The 20,062-nt window shown below is 44.4% G+C and carries 19 protein-coding genes; 13 read left to right on the forward strand and 6 right to left on the reverse strand.

Translation table 11 applies throughout. From position 1 onward, the window contains the following. Nucleotides 1-51: 51 nt before the first annotated feature. Genes NT178_16030 through NT178_16040 form a run of 3 tightly spaced genes read right to left on the reverse strand, consistent with a single transcriptional unit; the run spans nt 52 to nt 6,059 of the window. Nucleotides 52-4,011 (reverse strand): AAA family ATPase, encoded by a 3,960-nt coding sequence (locus NT178_16030; GenBank protein ID MCX5814030.1) that lies wholly within the window; start codon nt 4,009-4,011, stop codon nt 52-54. Next, entirely contained in the window at nt 4,008-5,294 is a 1,287-nt protein-coding gene (locus NT178_16035) for a DNA repair exonuclease (protein MCX5814031.1), read from the reverse strand. The genes NT178_16030 and NT178_16035 overlap by 4 nt, the downstream gene beginning before the upstream one ends. Before the next feature lie 33 nt (nt 5,295-5,327). Continuing rightward, nucleotides 5,328-6,059, reverse strand: a complete 732-nt coding sequence (locus NT178_16040; protein ID MCX5814032.1) for a DUF4197 domain-containing protein — start codon at nt 6,057-6,059, stop codon at nt 5,328-5,330. A gap of 199 nt (nt 6,060-6,258) precedes the next feature. Here NT178_16040 and ffh point away from each other — a divergent pair, with 199 nt between their 5' ends. Genes ffh through rimM form a run of 4 tightly spaced genes read left to right on the forward strand, consistent with a single transcriptional unit; the run spans nt 6,259 to nt 8,617 of the window. Continuing rightward, a complete protein-coding gene (gene ffh / locus NT178_16045) occupies nt 6,259-7,590 on the forward strand; it encodes a signal recognition particle protein (protein MCX5814033.1) in 1,332 nt (443 codons plus the stop codon). An 11-nt stretch (nt 7,591-7,601) separates the two neighbouring features. Beyond that, nucleotides 7,602-7,859 carry a 30S ribosomal protein S16 gene (gene rpsP, locus NT178_16050; GenBank protein ID MCX5814034.1) on the forward strand — a complete coding sequence of 86 codons (258 nt, stop codon included), beginning with the start codon at nt 7,602-7,604 and terminating at the stop codon, nt 7,857-7,859. A gap of 16 nt (nt 7,860-7,875) precedes the next feature. Then, complete coding sequence (locus NT178_16055; GenBank protein MCX5814035.1) at nt 7,876-8,109, forward strand: KH domain-containing protein; 234 nt, start codon at nt 7,876-7,878, stop codon at nt 8,107-8,109. Then, nucleotides 8,102-8,617, forward strand: coding sequence for a ribosome maturation factor RimM (gene rimM / locus NT178_16060; protein ID MCX5814036.1), 516 nt, complete (start codon nt 8,102-8,104; stop codon nt 8,615-8,617). The genes NT178_16055 and rimM overlap by 8 nt, the downstream gene beginning before the upstream one ends. A 79-nt stretch (nt 8,618-8,696) precedes the next feature. Here the strand turns inward: rimM and NT178_16065 are convergent, their stop codons facing one another. Both NT178_16065 and NT178_16070 read right to left on the reverse strand, forming a co-directional pair. Next, complete coding sequence (locus NT178_16065) at nt 8,697-9,713, reverse strand: hypothetical protein (protein MCX5814037.1); 1,017 nt, start codon at nt 9,711-9,713, stop codon at nt 8,697-8,699. 372 nt (nt 9,714-10,085) lie between these two features. Further along, complete coding sequence (locus NT178_16070) at nt 10,086-10,547, reverse strand: hypothetical protein (GenBank protein MCX5814038.1); 462 nt, start codon at nt 10,545-10,547, stop codon at nt 10,086-10,088. Between the two features lie 109 nt (nt 10,548-10,656). Between NT178_16070 and trmD the strand changes: the two genes are divergently transcribed. From trmD to NT178_16110, 8 genes are all read left to right on the forward strand, one after another. Further along, nucleotides 10,657-11,391 (forward strand): tRNA (guanosine(37)-N1)-methyltransferase TrmD, encoded by a 735-nt coding sequence (gene trmD / locus NT178_16075; protein MCX5814039.1) that lies wholly within the window; start codon nt 10,657-10,659, stop codon nt 11,389-11,391. A 28-nt stretch (nt 11,392-11,419) separates the two neighbouring features. Beyond that, nucleotides 11,420-11,965 (forward strand): RNA methyltransferase, encoded by a 546-nt coding sequence (locus NT178_16080; protein MCX5814040.1) that lies wholly within the window; start codon nt 11,420-11,422, stop codon nt 11,963-11,965. Next, on the forward strand, nt 11,949-12,296 hold the full coding sequence (rplS, locus tag NT178_16085; GenBank protein ID MCX5814041.1) for a 50S ribosomal protein L19: 348 nt from the start codon (nt 11,949-11,951) through the stop codon (nt 12,294-12,296). Before NT178_16080 ends, rplS begins: the two co-directional genes overlap by 17 nt. Then, entirely contained in the window at nt 12,296-12,880 is a 585-nt protein-coding gene (locus tag NT178_16090) for a ribonuclease HII (protein ID MCX5814042.1), read from the forward strand. Before rplS ends, NT178_16090 begins: the two co-directional genes overlap by 1 nt. Next, nucleotides 12,870-13,220 carry a YraN family protein gene (locus NT178_16095; protein MCX5814043.1) on the forward strand — a complete coding sequence of 117 codons (351 nt, stop codon included), beginning with the start codon at nt 12,870-12,872 and terminating at the stop codon, nt 13,218-13,220. Before NT178_16090 ends, NT178_16095 begins: the two co-directional genes overlap by 11 nt. Continuing rightward, entirely contained in the window at nt 13,220-13,960 is a 741-nt protein-coding gene (larB, locus tag NT178_16100) for a nickel pincer cofactor biosynthesis protein LarB (protein ID MCX5814044.1), read from the forward strand. The genes NT178_16095 and larB overlap by 1 nt, the downstream gene beginning before the upstream one ends. Beyond that, entirely contained in the window at nt 13,957-15,126 is a 1,170-nt protein-coding gene (gene larC / locus NT178_16105) for a nickel pincer cofactor biosynthesis protein LarC (GenBank protein MCX5814045.1), read from the forward strand. The genes larB and larC overlap by 4 nt, the downstream gene beginning before the upstream one ends. 138 nt (nt 15,127-15,264) lie before the next feature. Then, nucleotides 15,265-16,131 (forward strand): formyltransferase family protein, encoded by an 867-nt coding sequence (locus NT178_16110; protein ID MCX5814046.1) that lies wholly within the window; start codon nt 15,265-15,267, stop codon nt 16,129-16,131. A gap of 98 nt (nt 16,132-16,229) precedes the next feature. Here NT178_16110 and NT178_16115 read toward each other — a convergent pair whose 3' ends face one another. After that, nucleotides 16,230-17,855 (reverse strand): methyl-accepting chemotaxis protein, encoded by a 1,626-nt coding sequence (locus tag NT178_16115; protein ID MCX5814047.1) that lies wholly within the window; start codon nt 17,853-17,855, stop codon nt 16,230-16,232. A 148-nt stretch (nt 17,856-18,003) separates the two neighbouring features. On the opposite strand from NT178_16115, the gene pcnB reads away from it, so the two are divergent. After that, the gene (gene pcnB, locus NT178_16120) at nt 18,004-19,338 is read left to right on the forward strand and encodes a polynucleotide adenylyltransferase PcnB (protein MCX5814048.1); all 1,335 of its coding nucleotides are present in this window, start codon (nt 18,004-18,006) and stop codon (nt 19,336-19,338) included. Nucleotides 19,339-20,062: the final 724 nt, after the last annotated feature.

A 20,062-nucleotide genomic window follows, 5' to 3' on the forward strand; every position in this document is an offset into this window, starting at 1 on the left:
GTATCAAGTGGCTGCCCGGAGTAAAGGTATACGGATGAAGGCAATCTGGTATCATACACCCTTTATCGTTCCATCCTGTAGTTTGTAAACGGGTATATTTCCGTTGTTTTCTCTGAAAATGCCCGCTGTTTCCGGGTGGCAGGTAAAGAACAACACCTGATGTGTTTCAGAGAGCCTAAGTATGGTCTTCGCGGTTTGACGCGCCCGTCCGGGATCAAAATTCACCAGTATGTCGTCTATAATCACGGGAAGCTTCTCTCCGTTGACTGTGAAGTTCGAGATATAACCAAACCGTATGGCAAGATATAATTGTTCGGCAGTACCCCGGCTTAGTTCTTCAGGCTGTTTACGCTGACCGTCCCGTGTGATAACATCTATAGTGCCTTCCCCGATAGGGGCGATGATTTTTTCATATTGCCCCCCGGTAATGGTTTGGAAAAACGTACCAGCATCATGAATTACCCTGGGCTGCTGCTCCTGCTCAAATTGTTTCCTCGCCTCACCGAGGAGAAATCTGGCAATGGCATAGCATGCCCAGTCTCTGGAAAGAAGCCGTATCTCTTCCAACAGGCCCTCTTCTTCCGTTCTCAGACGTGATATATCGTCTGCTGAGGCCAGACGGGATATTTCCTGGGACAGGTCGGCCCTCTCCCGGTGGAAATGATTGAGTTTTATTTCCATAGACTCGATTTGTTCGGAAAGCGCGGCATGGGCAGTATTAAGATATGCATTGTCCAAGGTTTTCAGCTTTTCCTTAAGCGCTGCAATATCTTCTTCCCCTGAAAAGAACTTCAAAGCCCGTTCTTCCTCGCTGATCCTGTTTAACAAATCTGCCCTCTTTGCGAAAAATCTGCCCCTTGTTCTGAACGTCTCCTGATCCTCGCTGCCACCGGCCTTTATAAGCGTGTCGATCTCCTTTTCAAGGCCTGCAATCTTTTCATTGGACAGGGTAATCTTTGCCTCAATGCCGGGCATCTTCCGGGAAAGCTCTTCTTTCCTTGCCCGATTTGCCTTTGTTTCATCAAGGTCTTCCCCGAGCCTGTCAATTGCTGTTAACAAAGACTGTGTTTCAGGCATAGCTTCACCGAGTCTTTCAAAGACTGTCCTTGCCAGAAGCAGGTATGTCTCTATAGAGTCCTTCTTATCAATGATCTGCGCAGTCAGTTCGGCCTTTTCATGCATTAACCGTATGCATTCATCTATTTTCTGGAATGCCTCAAGGGCAATAGCAGGGGATAACTCGTAGTCAAAATCATGCTCCTCAAGCCAATCCTGCCAGGATGCACGGGCTCTTTCTTTATTGTTTTCAACCTCTCTGAGGTGATCTGCTGCCTCCTGAAATGAATCTTCTATCTCTCTTGTTCTGACTTTCTTTCCTGCCAGCATCTCCTCGGCTAATATCCTTTCATGGCGTCTTTTTTCCATTTCACGGTTTTCTTGCAGGAAAAGATCCACACCTGAAAGCAATTCCATCAGTCCCTTTCCCATCAAGACTGCAAGAGAAGGGATATCTTTCGCAAAGGTCAGGTATGTGTCCTTAGTCTCTTCCATCAGCGCAATTCTGTCTTTTATCTCATCTATATGTTTGATCCTGGTCTTGACGGTTTCGATCTTTGTGAAGATCAGGTAGACCGTTCCGGGTAATAAACCCTGCTGGAGTCCAAGTTCCCCCAGGTATTTTTCCCAGTCATCTTTGGCTTCTAGCAGGATCGATTCAATGTTATCAACGGCCTTTGCCTGGATTTCCACTGATTGTTCCATTTGCAGGACGTGGTGTTTGAGGGACTGTACCTCATCGATAAGACGTTTTTTGTTGTCGGATATGCGGATGCCCTCATCTATGCCGGTTTCAAGGCTGTCCATATCGCCGGGCCTGATCGGAATATTTATGCCAAGTTCGTCAGCCAGTCCGGTAATTTTTTCAGAAAGCCCGGCATGTTGCTCCTTCATCTCAAGAAGTTGCGTATCCATGGCAGATACCTGCTGTTCAATTTCTGAAAGATGGGCCTGCTTTTGGGCAATCTGTAACGCTTCTTTGCGGAGGGTATTGCGATACACAAAGAAGATCATGGCACCTATTACAACCAACATACCACCTGTAACCATACCTATTGTCCAGGCCTTGAAGACGGCCAGAATACCAAAAACTGCCGGACCCAGTATAACTGCAATAAAGGCCGTGAGTTTAAGCGCATTGAGTGAATATCCGTTCTCAACCGGGCCTTGACGTGTCATCTCCTGGCGCTTATCCGACAGGCGTTCCTCAAGATGCCTTATCTCCGCGGTAAGGTGATCATGTTCAAGGACGTAGCTTTTCAATATCAGCAGCGCTGATTTCTTTTTTGTCAGTTCATCCCTGGATACCGTAGAAGTATGTTCCATGTTTTCAAGCTCCCTGGCCTTTGCATCATATTTTTCCCGGGCGCTTTTCAGTTCAGTATGAACTGATTCGAGCCTCATCCGTGCATGGGTAGATTCCTGATCTGCCTTTGCCAGGGCAGATTCATGTGATTGGACCTTCTGTTGCGCAGATATAGAGCAGTCGAAATCAATTATGTTTGTTTCAGTCCATTCAGGCGATATCTCCTTTATAGTTTCAACAAGCTCATCTTTTGCTTTTTCCAGTTCTCTAACCCTTTGAGGCAGGTCTCTTGCTATTGAAGCAAATTGATCTCTGCCTTTTTGCAGGGCAATAATGATCTTTTCATCAGCTTCGGCAGGCATATCAAGATAACGCTCAACATCTTTTTGCGCCTGTACCTGTTCAGCCAGGGCTGTTTCGTACTCCTCCTGTTTTGACTTGACAAAACGTTGGGCTTCTTCCCCCTTTAAGCTCATGGTTTCCAGGAGTCTCTGCTGTTTCAGGATTGCCTCCCGTGTAAACAATGATCTGTCCACCTTTGAAATCCGTTCTTCAGTCCAGTCTTTTCCAAGAATGTTGAGGATGTCGAAAATTTCTCTTTTTCTGAGTTCGAGCTTATCGCTCATAATCGGCATGTTTTCCCTTGCAAAAATATAACCTTCCTTTTTATCAAGAAGGGTTCTAATCGGTGCCGCTTCACTGAGCATTTTTTCGGCAACATTTATAGACTTGATCTCCATTGCAAGGTTGTTCCAATCCGAGACAAGCTCGATGCGTATATCTTTCTCTCTGGCAAGTTTTTCAAAGTCACGGTCAAGCCTTTCAACACCGTTTTCAGGGAAGCTATCCACTACCAATGGGAGTTCAGACAATTCTTTTTGGTGATCCTCCAGGGAAATCCAGTTATTCCAGAGCTTCAGGTATGTCTCTGTCAGGTTTTTTTCCTTATTGACAGACTTCTGCTCTTCTTGTAATGCGTCAATTTCATGCATCTTTTTTTCGAGTGCTTCTGAGGCTGCATCATATAATTCAATGCCTGTGCGTGCTTGACGCAGACTTGCCCTCACCGCTTCAAGGGCGACGAGTTTCTGGTTTATCAGGGGGTTTCTGCCTCCAGGTTTAAACATCTCTCCCATTTTTGTCTCGATGCCTGTGATCGCCTTCGGCAATGAGAGCATAGCCGTACCAATTCCCGCGCTGTAGAGAACATTTTTTACTGATTCATTATCCAGGGTGTCTATGGTCTGAAGCTCGTTTAAGCTGAAGGCGTAAATATTTTTGAAGAGTTCACGGGTTGTATTGCCGAGAATTTGATGTAATTCTTCCTCAGTCCCTTTTCGCCCGTCAGCGTATGTAACGGTGACCGATCCCCCTTTTTTGCCGGACCTGCGTTCAACAACGGCCTCTCCGAAGAAGTTTCCGGCAACGGTAATGCTTCCTCCCTGGCGTCCTCCGGCAAGAGGCGGATAAATATTATCCTTTTTGACTTTGTTGGAAAATCCGAAAAGGATATCCCTGAGGAAGGAAAGGCAGGTTGATTTGCCTGCTTCATTGTCTCCGATAAAGAGCGTAAATCCCGGCTGGAGGTCTTTTACGGTAACATTATGAAAAATACCGAAACCGTCTATAAAGAAACGGACAATCTTCACTCGTTGCCCTCCAGCATATTCACGCAAAGAAGGGTGGCCCTCTCGATTATTCTGCTCATTTCATCCTGAGAAAGTTCCTCCAGAGCCTTTTGAATATGACGGTTTTCGAAGAGGTCAGAAAGGACAGGTTTAAGCAATTCGGGGATGTTGCCCTTAGGATCATTGATTGTCTCTGCGATTTTTACCACCTGACCGAGAAAATCCCCGCGTTGTTTTAATTTCTCCAGGTCTATCTCAGGACGGCAGTTTGCTTCTATTTCCTGTACCCATACGAAAGGGTCTTCAGAGGCAAAGGCCTCCCTGGTGCGATCAAGCAGGTCAAGTATGGCGTTTTCCTTTTGAAGTTCGTTGTATAACGGGCCATTTCCTACAATATTTACCCTTAAAACAATTGCAGGGGCTTGGTGCTGAGAACCCATAAGTTCCTGAAGTTCCTGTATGTTTTTCCCTATGGCCCTTTCCAACTGATCAATAGTGTTCATGCCGTCTATACTCACATTCGCGCGAATCCACCTTACTGGACCAAGGGGGCAGAATCGTATATCTGCCACAAAACGGTCTTCTACAGTAACAAGATAACAACCCCTCTCTCCTTGCTCGCGAATGTTGCTTCCCTGCGTGTTGCCTGAATATACAACATAAGGATTGGTGCTGAGGATTACCTTTTCATGGACATGCCCTAATGCCCAATAATCCATACCGAGATTCGTCAGGTCGGGCAGTTCACATGGCGCGTAAGGGTCGTGTCCTGTGTTTGAACCTACATTACAATGGAGAAGTCCGATGTGAAAAACGCCCGGGTCCTCCTTGCTGAATTTTCTTGTCAGATTTTGCGTTTCGTTGCCTTTTGCATGGCTGATGCCTGAGATGATGGCCATGGGAACGTCATTGTGCCCTGTTACTGTCTTTGATTCGACTTTGTTGCCATCAAAAATATGGACGTTTACCGGCCACTCAATGGCAACAGATTGGCTGGGAGCTGGATCATGGTTGCCATGGACTACAAAGGTATGGATATTGTGTTCCGACAGTCTGGCAAGGCCATCGCGGAATTTAAGCTGGGCCCGCAGACTCTTGTCTGCGCCGTCATACACATCACCTGCAACCAGTAAAAATCGAACCTGTTCTGCTATGCACAGGTCTATCAGAGTATTAAATGCATCAAACGTTGCCGAGCGCAAAGTATTGCCGATTGATTTGCTGTCAGTTGTAATTCCTTTGAATGGGCTGTCAAGATGCAAGTCTGCTGCATGGATAAAGCTGAAGGAATTATGTTTTTTCATACGGCTAAACCTTGAAGCACCCGTGAGATCCTTTTATTTTCCAAATACCTTTTTAAGCAGGTCCGTCACCTGCGCGACAGGATCGGTTCTGATCTTTTTTTCTTCCTGGCCAACCATATAGAAGAGCCCATCAAGGGACTTATTTGTAACATACTGGTCAAGGTCAAGGGATTCCATTTTGCCGAAGGGAACAGCGGAAGTATATTTCCCGGTCATTTCTTTATATGAACGTGTAGCCCCTACTTCATTCATACTTTTTGCTACAATGGGTTTGAAGGCATCATAGAGCTTATTGAAAGTTTTTGACTTAAAATAATCGGTTGCAGCAGTATCGCCACTGCTAAGTATATTTTTCGCATCCTCAAAAGTCATTGCCTTGATTGCATCAACAAAGAATGACTTTGCTTTGGGAGCAGCTGTTTCCGCTGCACGGTTCATGCTCAAAACAAAGTTGTCCACCTGCTTTTGATAACCCACCTTTCCCAGTATATTTGCGGCATCTTGAATCTTGTCGGGGAGCAATATCTTGATTATCTGATTCTTGAAATACCCGTCGATTTTAGAGGTAGAGGCTACCGCATTGCCCGTGCCGATGGAAAGCGCTTCCTTAAGACCTGATACAATGGTTTTGTCATCCTTATCGCTGCCAATGGCACCGGTAGGGAGTTTAACTCCCTTCATAAGATCATCAAGGGGACCTGCATAGGAAATAAATGTCATAGCTGTTAAAAGAATAACGGACAGTAAAAATATCCTTGTTTTCATGTGCTCCTCCTTTTTTCCTATGGAGACTATGTTGATTGTGTTATCTTGATATCGCTTTTATATGAATATGCCACTATGTAACACAAATAACAACTTTTTTTCACAGTAATTCCCGGTAAATCGTTTTCAGCGAGAATTGCTGCTAAATATTAATTAACATTGACTATTCAATGAGTTATTTGTTATCTTATTACCTATCATGTTTGAAAAGTTACAGGAAAGATTAGAGGTAACCTTCAAAAAAATGAGGGGTTACGGGAAACTTACTGAAGAGAATATCAAGGATTCTCTCAGGGAAGTAAGGGTTGCACTTCTCGAAGCCGACGTCAATTACAAGGTTGCAAAGGATTTTCTCGAAAGGGTTAAAGAAAAGGCCTTAGGCGGTGAGGTATTAACGAGCATAACACCGGGACAGCTTTTTATACGGATTGTCCATGAAGAGTTATGCGAACTGCTCGGCAAAGTAAATAAACCCCTCGATGTGTCAGGCTCTCCACCTGTGGCGATCATGCTTGCAGGGCTTCAGGGGTCCGGTAAGACAACAACAGCAGGCAAGCTTGCAATATTTTTAAAGAAAAAAGGCAGGAAGCCGCTCCTTGTCCCTTCGGACGTTTACAGGCCAGCTGCTATCGACCAGTTAATGAAAATTGGCAGCCAGATAGGGGTAACCACATTTCCATCGAAGGGCATGACAGACCCGGTTCAGATATGTGTTGATGCCAAGGGTTACGCCATGAAGAATGGCTTCGATACGATGATTGTAGACACCGCAGGCCGTCTCCACATAGATGAAGGAATGCTTGAAGAGTTAATAAAACAGAAAAAATTTCTCAATCCACGGGAGACCATTCTTGTTCTTGATGCCATGACAGGCCAGGATGCGGTAAATATCGCAAAGACATTTAACGAGAAATTGGATATAGACGGCGTTGTCCTGACAAAGCTCGATGGAGACACAAGGGGCGGGGCAGCCATTTCTATTAAAGCTGTTATAGGCAAACCGATAAGATTTATCGGCACAGGTGAAAAGCTCGATGCACTGGAACCATTTCATCCCGAAAGGATGGCATCACGAATCCTCGGCATGGGGGATGTCGTATCGCTTGTAGAAAAGGCCCAGGAAGTCTTCGACGAAAAAAAGGCAAAGGAATTTGAAAAAAAGCTCAGGAAGGACGAATTTACCCTCGAAGATTTCAGGGATCAGATAAAGCAGATGAAAAAGCTTGGTTCTTTGGAATCCATTATGGGCATGTTCCCGGGTTTCAGTAAATTCAAGGGGGCAATTGACTTTTCTGAAGCTGAAAAGGACATTAAGAAAGTAGAAGCCATTATTAGTTCAATGACGCCAAAGGAAAGATTATATCCGAATGTTATCGACGGCAGCAGAAGGGTGAGAATATCAAAGGGAAGCGGGACAAAGGTTCAGGATGTTAATGAACTTTTAAAAAAATATACAGAAACGAAAAAGATGATAAAGAAGCTCACAAAGGGAGGCATGAAAGGCTTCCCGAAACAACTACTTATGAGATAGGAGGTGGCAGTTTGTCTGTAAAATTCAGATTATCGCGGTATGGTAAAAAGAAGAAACCTTTTTACAGAATTGTTGTGGCTGACAGCCGGTATGCAAGTGATGGCAGATTCATAGAAAATGTGGGGACCTATAACCCGTTGACTGACCCTGCCAGTGTAACCATTGATAAAGAAAAGATCAAGGCATGGTATGAGAAAGGGGCAAAACCCACGAAGACTGTTCATAGCATATTCAAAAAAGAAGGGATCCTGAAGGAAGTAACTCAATAATCGATGGAGGGGAGCCGTGTTGAAAGAATTGATCGAATTTATCGCAAAAGCTTTGGTAGACAATCCTGATCAGGTAAGGGTTTCGGAGATTGAAGGCGAAAAAACATCCGTTATCGAGCTTAGTGTTGCCAAGGACGATCTCGGTAAGGTGATAGGCAAGCAGGGAAGGACCGCACGGGCCATGAGAACCATATTAAGCGCAGCTTCCACTAAGGTAAGAAAACGGGCGGTACTCGAAATAATTGAGTAATGAAGTGTATATCCCGGTCGGGAGAATAGTATCCACTCACAGCATTAAAGGGGAAGCTAAATTCCGGTATTATAATGAAGACAAAGAGGTGTTCTACAGGTACACCTCTTTTTTCATTAAAGATGGCGACGGATGGGGAAAACTTGAACTGACTGGCATAAGCTTTCGCAAAGGCTTCTTCCACATAAATTTTAAAGGGTTAGAAAAACCTGAAGACCTTTCCTATCTGATAAACAGGGAACTATTCGTAAAAGAGGAAGACCTCCCGCAGTTGAGCGAAAATGAATATTACGAATATCAACTTCTGGGGCTTGATGTATTCAGCGAAAATGGCGAAGAACTTGGTAAAGTGGCGCAGATCATTCGTACAGGCGCAAATGATGTAATGCTCGTAAGAGGTGAAAAAGAAATTCTTATCCCCATGATAGAAGACTATATTAGTGAAATAAACGTTAAGAAGGTCTTTATAAAATTAACAAACCTATTTACAGAGTTTCCGGGCAACTGATAACAGTTCGTTAAAATTCCGTCATTAATCATCTTTCCGGCAGCAAAAGGAAACTTCTATCGGCAACTGCAATTCGGCATCAACCTTCCCTTACCCTCTCCCTCTCAACCGTTATGCGTTGCGATGAGGCGCCTTCTATTGCCTTTATTGCAATGCTCTGCACCTGAAGCCCTGCTTCGTTTGCTTTCTGAGTCAATTGTTTTATCAGATCGTCCTGTTCGCTTATTTTAGACTCCAGCGCTGCAATCTTTTGCTGGTACAGTTTTCTGTCGCCTTCTATTTCTTTTGATGCAAGTTCGGCTTCGTGGCTATAGGTAAAGTTCAACCGCTCTGTTACAGATTTTTCCGCATCTTTTATCGCCTCTTCAAGCTCTTTCGGGAATGACTCAACCCTGATCTTCAGGTCTGCAAGCTCTTTCTCTCTGGCGGACAGATTTGCCTCACGTTCTGAAAACTCCTTCTCAAAGGCAGCTTTCTTTTCTGTAAGCCCTTTTTCGAGATTGGCCGTGTTTCCCTCGTAGGCATCAGCCTCTTTTTTGCGTTTAAGCTGCAAATTGTACAGATAGTCTTCTTCTTCCCTCTGCCGTTCCTTCTTGGATTGTGCTTCCCGTTCCTTTTTTACAAACTCGAAATCGTCCTGCTCTTTTTTCCAAAGGAATCTTTTCTGTGTTATGTCATTGTCGAAATCCGCCTTCTTTTGCTCCATCTCTGCTTCAAAGGCAACCCGCTTATCCCTCTGTGCTGCAATAAGCGCAGTCAAGGATTCGGCTTCAACCTTAATGTTATAAATGTCCTCAATCGTTTTTGTTTCAACATCTATTGCCTGCTGAAGTTCTGTCAGCTTTTTATATTCTGTGATCAGTCGTTCACCAAGGCCGTCCATGGACTTGATAATCTCCAGTTTTAGATCTGCCATGTTTTGTACTATCCCCTCAACAGAATGCTGTGAAGCCTTCTTTACCGTTTCTTTTTCCTCAACCTCTTTTTTTATCGCCTTGACGTCCATTGCCTTCTGCTCTTTCATCTTTTCAAGCAGATCGTTATAGGCCTCAAGGATTTCCGTTTTTGTGTTCTTATCGGACAATGTCTTTGTCATAAAAACCTCCTCTTTGGAATATATGAGTGATTACGGTTTGGTTTTTGTTTATTGTATTTTTGATATAATAATAGCTTAAAACCGAAATTGCAAAAGGTTTATAAAAAACTTTTCTGGTTCAATTTCTTCACCGGCTGCTTGCAAGGCATTCCCGCCTTCCCTTCAGACATATATTTCCATATGCTATGGTCAAAAACTGTCCTGTTTAAAACTCTTAAACTTGATTATTCCCGGCAGCTTGCTACATGGTAAAGCAAGAAGTTTTTTGTAACAGAGTTTCTTTCCTCTGATACCCCGCAGCTTGCTACATGGAGGTTCATTAATCGACGTTTTTGTTGCCTATTCCTTTTATACACTCCAGTTTTTGAATATTTATATCAAGTTGCCTTCATTCGCATGCCTGCGTCGGCTCCTTGTCGACTCCTCGGTCTGCTTTTGAATGCAACTCGGTATTACAGGGTGTCCGAGCCATGTTTTTAGGTCAACTTCAGTCACAACACCTTCTCTCATGAACAATTCAGTCAGTCCCATAATACGGCTCGTTTTTTCAGAATTCTTCCAGCCTATGAGGATTTTGATCCCGATTTCTTCCAGGGCTGTATTTACATCGGGATGATGGATTTTATAATGGATGTCAGTAAAAATATTAGGCTTAACAACGGGAAAATCCGGGGAAGTTAAGTCTACTTCAGAAATAAGAGCCCTATCCTTAGTGACAAATTGATGCGGTCTTATGTGTAATATTCTGGCTGGCACCTCACCGTTCAATGCAAGCAGCAACCAGCAGGCATGCATCTGTGGCGTACCGGATGTAAAAACACATGCAGGTACCATATATTCTGTGTAAATTCTTGCAAAGTAAAGTGATATCAAAAAAGAAATATGCTATAGTATCCTGTTTTTCGAAAGACATAAAACTGGAACTAAATAAATAATTAATAAAATGATAATTACCATTCTGACATTGTTTCCGAACATATTTGCATCGCCCCTACAGGAAAGCATCATAAAAAAAGCAACGGACAAGGGCCTTGTTGCCTTTAATATTGTAAATATCAGGGACTTTGCAGAAGACATACACAGGACATGCGATGACGCCCCTTACGGCGGAGGCCCGGGCATGGTTATGAAGATAGACCCAATATATAAGGCTATGCAGCACGTTGAGGCACAAATGGGAAAGCCGAAGCATATCCTTCTAACACCGCAGGGCCGGGTCTTCGAAGAAGCAACGGCAGTCAGACTGTCAAAGTTGTCCCACATCTCCCTTATCTGCGGAAGATACGAAGGCATAGATGAAAGGGTACTTCAATTTGTTGACGAAGAGATATCCATCGGCGATTATGTGCTTTCAGGAGGAGAGATGCCTGCACTTGTTCTGATAGACGCCATTGTCAGGCACATCCCTGGGGCGCTGGGCAACGAGCAGTCAACATTGGACGAGAGCCATACGGACAAGCTTCTCGAATACCCACAGTATACAAGGCCGCCTTTATTTATGGACATGGAAGTACCTCCGGTACTCTTATCAGGCGACCACGAAGAGATACGAAAATGGAGGCGAAAAGAGGCGATAAAAAAAACGTTTTTTAAAAGACCCGATCTTATGGATGCCTTTGAGCCAAACGATGAAGACAGGAAATTGTTAAGGCAGATAATGGAGGATATCCCTGAATAAAGTCTATTTAGCCATTATCCATTATCCTGTGTATGACAAGAACAGAGATATAATCGCAACAAGCGTAACCAACCTGGAATTACATGACATTGCAAGAAGTTGCATGACATTTGGTATTGAGTTATGCTATATTGTTACGCCACTTACCAGACAGAGGGAAATATCGGAGAAGCTTATCCACCACTGGGAACATGGGTACGGGGCAACATACAACCCCAAAAGGAGTGCGGCACTAAAGAGGGTAAGGATAATAAGCGATTTCAACGAAATGTTGGAAGAAGTTAAAATAAACGGCGCTCCTATAATCATAGGGACATCCTCCCATGAGAGGGCGCATAAAGCGATAGGCTATCGAGAGCTTCGCGCATGGACTGAAAGAGAAGAAAGACCTTTTCTTATGTTGTTCGGGACAGGCTGGGGTCTGACCGATGAAACAACAGATTTATGCGAGAAGATGCTCATACCGATAAAAGGTGCAGGCGAATATAACCATCTATCCTTAAGGGTAGCGCTCGGCATCATTCTTGACAGAATTTTTGGTGAAAGAGGAGACAAACATGAACGAGATGATTGATTTAATTGAAAAAGAACATATGAGGCTCGATTTACCGGAGATAAACATCGGCGACAACGTAAAGGTCTATACGAAAATCCTGGAAGGAGACAAGGAGCGCATACAGGTTTTCGAGGGCGTTGTCATAAGAAGAAGGGGCGGCAATACCAGGGCAACCTTTACTGTGAGAAAGGTATCTTACAGCGTCGGGATAGAAAAGACATTCCCCGTGCATTCACCCCTTATAGACACTATCGAGGTAATAAGCAAGAGCAAGATCAGGAGAGCAAGGCTTTTCTACTTGAGGAACCTGAGAGGAAAAGCAGCAAAACTCAAAGAAAAAAGGTATTAATGGCTTGTTCTCTCACAGGGCTCATTGGCGGGATTGATGAGGCCGGCAGGGGACCGCTTGCGGGACCTGTGGTATCATCGTGCGTTATCTGGAAAGAATTGCCCGGTGAAAGAGCAGCGATCAATGACTCAAAACTCCTTACTGAAAAAAAAAGGGTGGAATTTTTCAGATGGATCTTTGCCAATGCATATAAAATAGGCATAGGAACCGCAACCCATGAGGAGATAGAAAAGATAAACATCCTGAGAGCCAGTCTCCTGTCAATGGAAAGGGCTCTTAAGGATACAGATATTCAGCCGGACCTCCTGCTCATTGACGGGAATTACGGTATAAAGACATTTCCGCGCAGCAAACCGATAGTAAAGGGGGACAGGAAGTGTTTCTTCGTTGCCTGCGCCTCCATCATTGCAAAGGTTGTAAGGGACAGCATCATGGAAGAATATGATGCGCTTTACCCTCAATACAATTTCAGGAAAAATAAAGGCTATCCCACAAAAGATCACAGAAAGGCAATAGAAGAATATGGGGCTTCTCCCATTCACAGAAAAACATTCAAGGGTGTAAAAGAATATCTTGTCGGGTAAAAGAGAAGAAGGTATACAAGGCGAAGAGGAGGCAACAAAAACCTTGAAGAGCAAAGGCTACAAAATAATTGAGAAAAATTACAGGAGCCCCTTCGGAGAACTTGACATTATAGCTGAAGAAGGTGGTTATCTTGTGTTTGTTGAGGTAAAAAAAAGGAATACCCGAACCTTTGGCAATTCCCTTGAAGCTATCAATGCCGTAAAAAAGAAACGTATAGTCAAAACCGCTATGTTTTATATGAAAACCCATAAATGCCTTGATAGAAAAGTGAGGTTTGATGTAGTAGGTATTGACAGGGAAAATGTGAAGATAGTAAAACATGCATTCATACTGGAATAATGGAAAAAAAACTCATAGATCTGCTTAATGCCGTGAAAGATGGGGTAACATCCGTTGAAAAGGCCTATGAATCCTTAAAGGATATGCCTTTTGAGGATTTGAACCATACAAAGATTGACCATCACAGGGTATTACGGAAAGGTATGGAAGAGGTCATATTCGGAGAAGGCAAAACTCTTGCGCAGATTACGGATATTGTCAGTGCTATGAGAGCAAAAAACCTGGATGTGCTTGCCACGCGAGTCGATAAGAAGACAGGCAGACAGATTCTGAAGCAATTTCCTGAAGGAATCTACAATGAAGATGCCCGATGTTTCTATATAAAAGAAGATAATACAACCAAAGGGAAAGGTACAATTCTCATCGTATCTGCTGGCACCAGCGACAACAGGGTAGCGGAAGAGGCATATGTTACATCTCATTTTTTTGGGAATCAGACAGAAAAGCTCCATGATGTCGGTGTTGCAGGCATACACAGGCTTTTTCAAAACCTTGATATGCTGAAAAAGGCACGGGTAATTATAGTAACTGCAGGCATGGAAGGTGCGCTACCGTCTATTGTGGCCGGCGTTGTCGGGGTGCCGGTAATTGGTGTGCCAACAAGCATAGGCTATGGTGCCAGTTTCGGCGGTCTTACAGCACTCCTCGCAATGCTCAATTCATGTTCCACTGTTTCGGTGTTCAATATTGACAATGGTTTCGGTGCAGCATACTTCGCAACCCTGATAAACCGGTTATGAATATACTCTATATAGACCCCATTTTTGGTATAAGCGGCGATATGGCAATCAGCTCATTTATCGATGCAGGACTGCCTTTTGAAGAATTTGAGGGGTTACTGAAAAAAATGCCCCTGCCTGTGCCTTCAATAATACCGGAAAAGAGGATGCACGGCATTATTGAAGGTATACACCTGAACATTGAACATTCCCATATCCACCTTACAATCAGGGAGATGGAAGATATCATAGAAAAGGTAGAGACACAGACAAAGATCAAGGAAGACGTAAGGGCCATGCTGGCCATTATACTCAATGCCGAGGCAAAGGTGCACGGGGTGTCAAGAGACGAACTGCACCTGCATGAACTGTCTAATATTGATACGCTCATCGATCTTTTCGGCGTTGCAAAGGGAATGGATTATTTCGGGATAGATAAGGTCTTTTGCGGGCCCATTCCCCACGGCCGGGGTACGATAAAAACATCCCACGGAATTATACCCAATCCGCCTCCGGTTACCCTCGAAATCCTTTCAGGGTTCAGGACGGTTTTTCTTGAAGAACCCCTGGAACTTACCACCCCTACAGGCGCAACTATAGTAAGTCATTATGTAAGGGATAGGAATATCCAGCCACCACCATTCAAAATTGAAAATATCGGGCATGGAGTAGGCACATACAAAACGAATAAGCCCGATGTCCTTAGAATATTCATCGGAAAATCTGAAGAACCAGCCTTTGAGGAAGAAGATATATGGGTCATAGAAACGGATATAGACGATATGGAAATGGAATATATCGGCGCAGTTGCCGACAGGATAAGGAGTGCCGGCGCCCTTGATGTCCTCTATTTCCCCGTATATATGAAAAAAGGCAGAATCGGTATGCGGCTCTCAATCACTTCAAGAACAGAAATGCTGCAACGCATGACAAAAATACTTTTTGCTGAAACAACTACATTCGGACTGCGGGTACGGACAGAACACAGAAATGTGTTAAAAAGAGAGGAAATTCTCGTTGAGACATCCTATGGGAGCATCAGGGTAAAATATGGTTATGACATCAATGGCAGTCTCATAAAAACACATATCGAGTTTGAAGACGTCAAAAAAATTGCCGAAGAAACGGGTTTGCCCTACCGATCGGTATTAGAGATGCTCGAATCTGAAATAAGGGGTAAGAAATAATTCTAATTTTAAATCTATCTGCCGCAATAAACTCAGGAAACTCCGGTTATTTTCCTCTTGACACATATTTCCCTTTTTGTTATAAACGACCCAGTTAAGACGCTTTCTTGTAAATATTATAAAATAGAAATGTGAGAAATGACAGCAAGATTGGTTTATGATCCCTCTTATGCACCAATGAATTATGCCTGCGGCGTTTCAGGCTCCGGAAGTAATTACGACAAAATTTACGCATACGATCCCGATAAACATCACGTCGTTTTCAGCAACGCGCCGGGCTGTGAAGGTATAGTAAAAGCAAAAAAACATCTTACCCCGGCAGTTTCGATAGATTCTGATAGATATTTCCATGATATGTGCAGACTTGAAAAAGTTCCCAGATATGGCGTTGAAAGGGACAGTTATGATATGGCAATTATGACGCTTGTAGAGCAAGCATTGAACGGTCAACCGGATCTCATATGCCTGGCTGGCTATGACCTGTGGATAGGGAACTGGATGGTTGATAGATACTATCCAAAAATTCTTAACGTTCATCCGGGTGATGCGAGGAAATACATTGGACTCGGATGGATACCTACTGCCAAAGCAATATTGGCAGAAGAAAGCAGTGTAAAAGCAACTGTATTTTTTGTTGATCAAAGCGATGATGGCGGTCCCATCCTGATCCAGTCGGCATCCTTGCCGATCTCACGCTGGGATAATGAGTTGCGTGACATAAGAAAATTCGCTGAAAAAACAGAAACAAGGGCTCTCAAGGCATTCAGGGAAGCTGCGCAAAGAGAAGGAAACAATCTTTACAAATCACTTCAGGAGGTTTCTGCCAGTGTTCAGGAAGTTCTGAAAGTCGAAGGAGATTGGCAGATATACCCTTTTGCCGTGCATGAACTCATTGCAAAAGGCAGGGCAACCCTTGATGGCAGAACACTCTATATCGACGGCGTGAAAATGCCGGAGGAAGGGTGGCAGGTTGATAAATATGGTTTTGCTGCCAGCATAAGTTAAAATTAATCCTAAGACGTTAGAAGGGGGCGCTTTTTAGCGCCCCCTTAGTTAAATAAAAACCCTCTCGCCTTTCAAGGTTTTTGCGTACCCATAATCAACTACAGTTTAAACTCACTTACCGCTATTTCCATAGTCTCAGATAAATCTGACAGCTTTATCGATGACGATGCAACATTCTCAGCCGAGGCGCATGTATTTTTTGATATCGATGCTATCTGCTCTATATCCTTGCTGATTTCCTCGGATGTGGCAGACATCTCTTCTGTCGCAGAGGCAATCTCCTGAACCATGACCTGAAGCTCGTTGGCGCTTACCACTATATCCTGGAGCGCAGAACCGGCCCGTGTCACAAGGTCCACACCAAGATTGACATTGCTCGTGGCATTTTCCATTGAATTGACTGCCATAGAGACTTCGTCCTGAATCGCCTTTATCATTTGACCTATTTCTGAAGTTGAGTGGGCGGTTCTCTCTGCAAGCTTTCTCACCTCGTCTGCAACAACAGCGAATCCCCTGCCCTGATCCCCTGCCCGGGCTGCTTCTATTGCAGCATTGAGGGCAAGAAGATTTGTCTGATCTGCTATTTCATTAATGACATTTACGATATCTCCTATCTGTTTTGATCGTTCACCAAGAGATTTTACAAATCTTCCCGAATCATCAACAATCCTGGCAATCTCCTTTACCTTCTGTACCGATTTCGTCACTATTTGATCTCCTTCCTTTGCTACCACTACTGTATTGGAAGCAGATTTTGCAATGTTATTCACGTTTTGAGCAATATCCAGTATGGTCTGGGACATTTCTTCCGAGGCTGTAGCCACCTGCGAGGACCTGTTTGCCTGCTCGCTTGACCCAGTTGACATATGTTTGGCGCTGGAGTTCATCTCCTGGGCTGCCGACGATATCTGATTCGCAGCCGACTTCATGTCTGTTACAACAGTTCGCCACTGCTTTTTGAGGCTTATCAGGGCATCTTTTACCACATTGAATTCATCCTTTGTTGCACCTCCCAGATCTACCGCAAGGTCTCCGTTGGCAAATTTTGAAGTCAAATAAGCGATACGGCCAATAGGTCGAAGTATGGACCTCGTTATCAAAAAGGCTGCCACAGTGCCTATCGCCATTGATATAAAACCACATACGAGAAGAAATAATTTTGCCCCGCTGGCGCTGTCCATGATCCCCTCAAGGCTTGCCTTCAAACCCTGATCCTGGTGCTGGACCATCTCATCCATGGCGCCGATAAGCTCCTTCGATGCAGGCACTGCCTCGTTCAAATATTTTTGTGAAGCCTCTGTACTGTTCCCGCCTGCTACAAGATCAATGATCTGATTGTTTATTGCCTGAGCTTTTTCAAGCAGCCCCTTGTACTTCCCGATTATTGCTTTTCCTTTATCAATTGTCTCCAGTTTTTCAAGCTTATCAAGCTCTTCCTTGTACATCTTCGTTTTTGCTGTTACATTCTCTTTTTCCCTGTTTAATGCACCGCTGTCCTTTTCTGATGCAATAATTGCTAATGAGTTGTATACACTGTGAACGGCGTTGATTATTTTCTGTGATAATATTGTTTTCTCGTAGACAACCTTCATGATTTCATTTGTCCTGCTGCTGACGTTTCCCAGGCCAGCGAAGGAGATAACACAAATGAGAACAACAAAAAATATACACATCCCGAAGGAGACATATAGGCGTTTTTTAATGCTGACGCTTCGAAGATCCATCTTCTTTACCCCCTATAAAAAACAACTTCATTTCACAATAGTGCCCAAAAGTGCTACACATTTATTATATTATCGTTTTTCGCCAATTTTTCTTAAGTTGGCCTGTCGGCAGTTTGCTTTTTCGATTGAGTGTGTTATGGTAAAGATCATGGAACCACGAATTATTCCCCGAAAGGAACACCGTATATCACGCAAGCAGATAAGCCCCAATGCCTTGCGCACGCTCTACAGACTTCATGGATACGGTTTTATCGCCTATCTGGTAGGGGGATGCGTCCGCGACCTGCTTCTGGAGCGGATACCCAAGGACTTCGACATAGCCACAAATGCCGCACCCAGGCAGATCAGGCGGATTTTTCGCAACTGCTTTCTCATAGGTCGCCGTTTCAGGTTGGCCCATCTTCATTTTCAGGATGAAATCCTGGAAGTAGCCACGTTCCGCCGTGCTGCCCTTCCTTCCGACAATGCTGACACTGAAGAGACAGTGCACCATAACCGCCCTCCCCGCCACATCAAGGACGAGGATGGAATGGTGCTGCGGGACAACATCTTTGGGACACCGGAAGAGGATGCTCTCTGCCGTGACTTCACTATCAACGCCCTTGCCTACAATATTGCAGATTTTTCAATTATTGACTACAGCACCGGACTAAGCGACCTCCAGCAGCGGCTTATTCGTCCCATCGGCAATCCTTATGTCCGATTTACGGAAGACCCTGTACGAATGTTGCGTGCTGTTCGTTTTTCCGCATCCCATAACCTCGTCATAGAACCTGCTACCTGGGAGATCCTCTGCGAGCTGTCCTCCGCCATCTCCCGCGTTGCACCGTCAAGGCTCTACGAAGAGATACAGAAGCTCTTTCTGCTTGGGTCTGCTCGACCTGGTTTCAGCCTCCTGGACAAGAGCGGACTCCTTGCCGCCCTTTTCCCCGGTCTCAGTCGGTGGATCTATGCAAACAACCATCGCCTGACATTGCTGCAGGCAAACCTTGAATGCTTTGACCAACTATGTCGAAATGGAACGCCCCCATCGCCGGCGCTCTTCCTAACGACACTCTTCGGCCCCAGCCTGGAGGAGGCGGTACTGGCACGCCACCGCGACGGCATCCCCTACCAGCAGGCACTGGATAACATATGTGCTATTTTCATGGAAGAAGTCTGCAAGCCCGCGAGTATTCCTGGACGGGTCGGTAATCAACTGCGCGCTATTCTCGCCCTCCAGCCCTCCCTGCATAGAATGCCCCCACGACGTCCACTTTCCATAGTCAGCAGGCCTGAATTTGCAGACGCCATGTCATATCTCCGTCTTACAGCGGAGACGAGAAGGGAAAACAGAACCTCCCTGGAATGGTGGGACACCTTCCTTCTGGAGGCTCCATTCGTAACGTGTTCAGAAACACCAACCAATGAAGCCCCTGTAAAACGACCAAGAAAGAGACGGCGTAAACATCGCCATACTCCGACCGGACTGCCGTCTGACTAAAGAAAGAGCTTGTACGTGCTCATTCTTGTCCCTGGTTCATCTGTTATCTTCAATTACAACTGGCAATATTTCATGAACGTCCTGCCGATGGCCCGTTATGCACCGTCATTATTGACTCTCCGAAGATTTCCCAAATCGTTAAAACATTTTTAACAACTTCCTCCGGGAGGGCAGTAATTGCTTTAATGAGAAAATTGCTTCTTATTGCTCATGTGGTTCATAAGAGTGTTGAACCATACCGTGTGATGCTTTATATAGGATTGATCCCCCCTTTTTTTTTACGGACACGCGGTAGGCTACCATACGTCCCGGAAAAATTCTCTGACACTGTGTCAGAAACCGCTCAAGCCTTCGTAAAGTCAATACTGACACCATCTCGTACGCTCAAGCTCTCAAAACTAAAGAGCTGAGGGTCAAATCTTTACGGCCTGTTGCCCAAATCCCCTTAACCTTTGCGAGGGTAGTCCAACTATTTTGCTACAATGTCCACAATAGTATACAATAAACTGGCATTTTATGCCTTCATATGATACAAGAACTCATCTCAACTACAAGGAGATACATCTATGATGGGTTATCAGCCGCCTTCACAGGAAAATATATTTATGTATAATATTTATCTTGAAAACAGGGTACGGAAGGATCATCCCTTACGGAGGATAAAAGAACTCATCGACTTTGATTTTATATACAAAGAGGTAGAGGATACATATGGCAAAAACGG

It is taken from the genome of Pseudomonadota bacterium, from assembly GCA_026388255.1.
In the GTDB taxonomy this organism is placed as follows: domain Bacteria; phylum Desulfobacterota; class Syntrophorhabdia; order Syntrophorhabdales; family Syntrophorhabdaceae; genus JAPLKB01.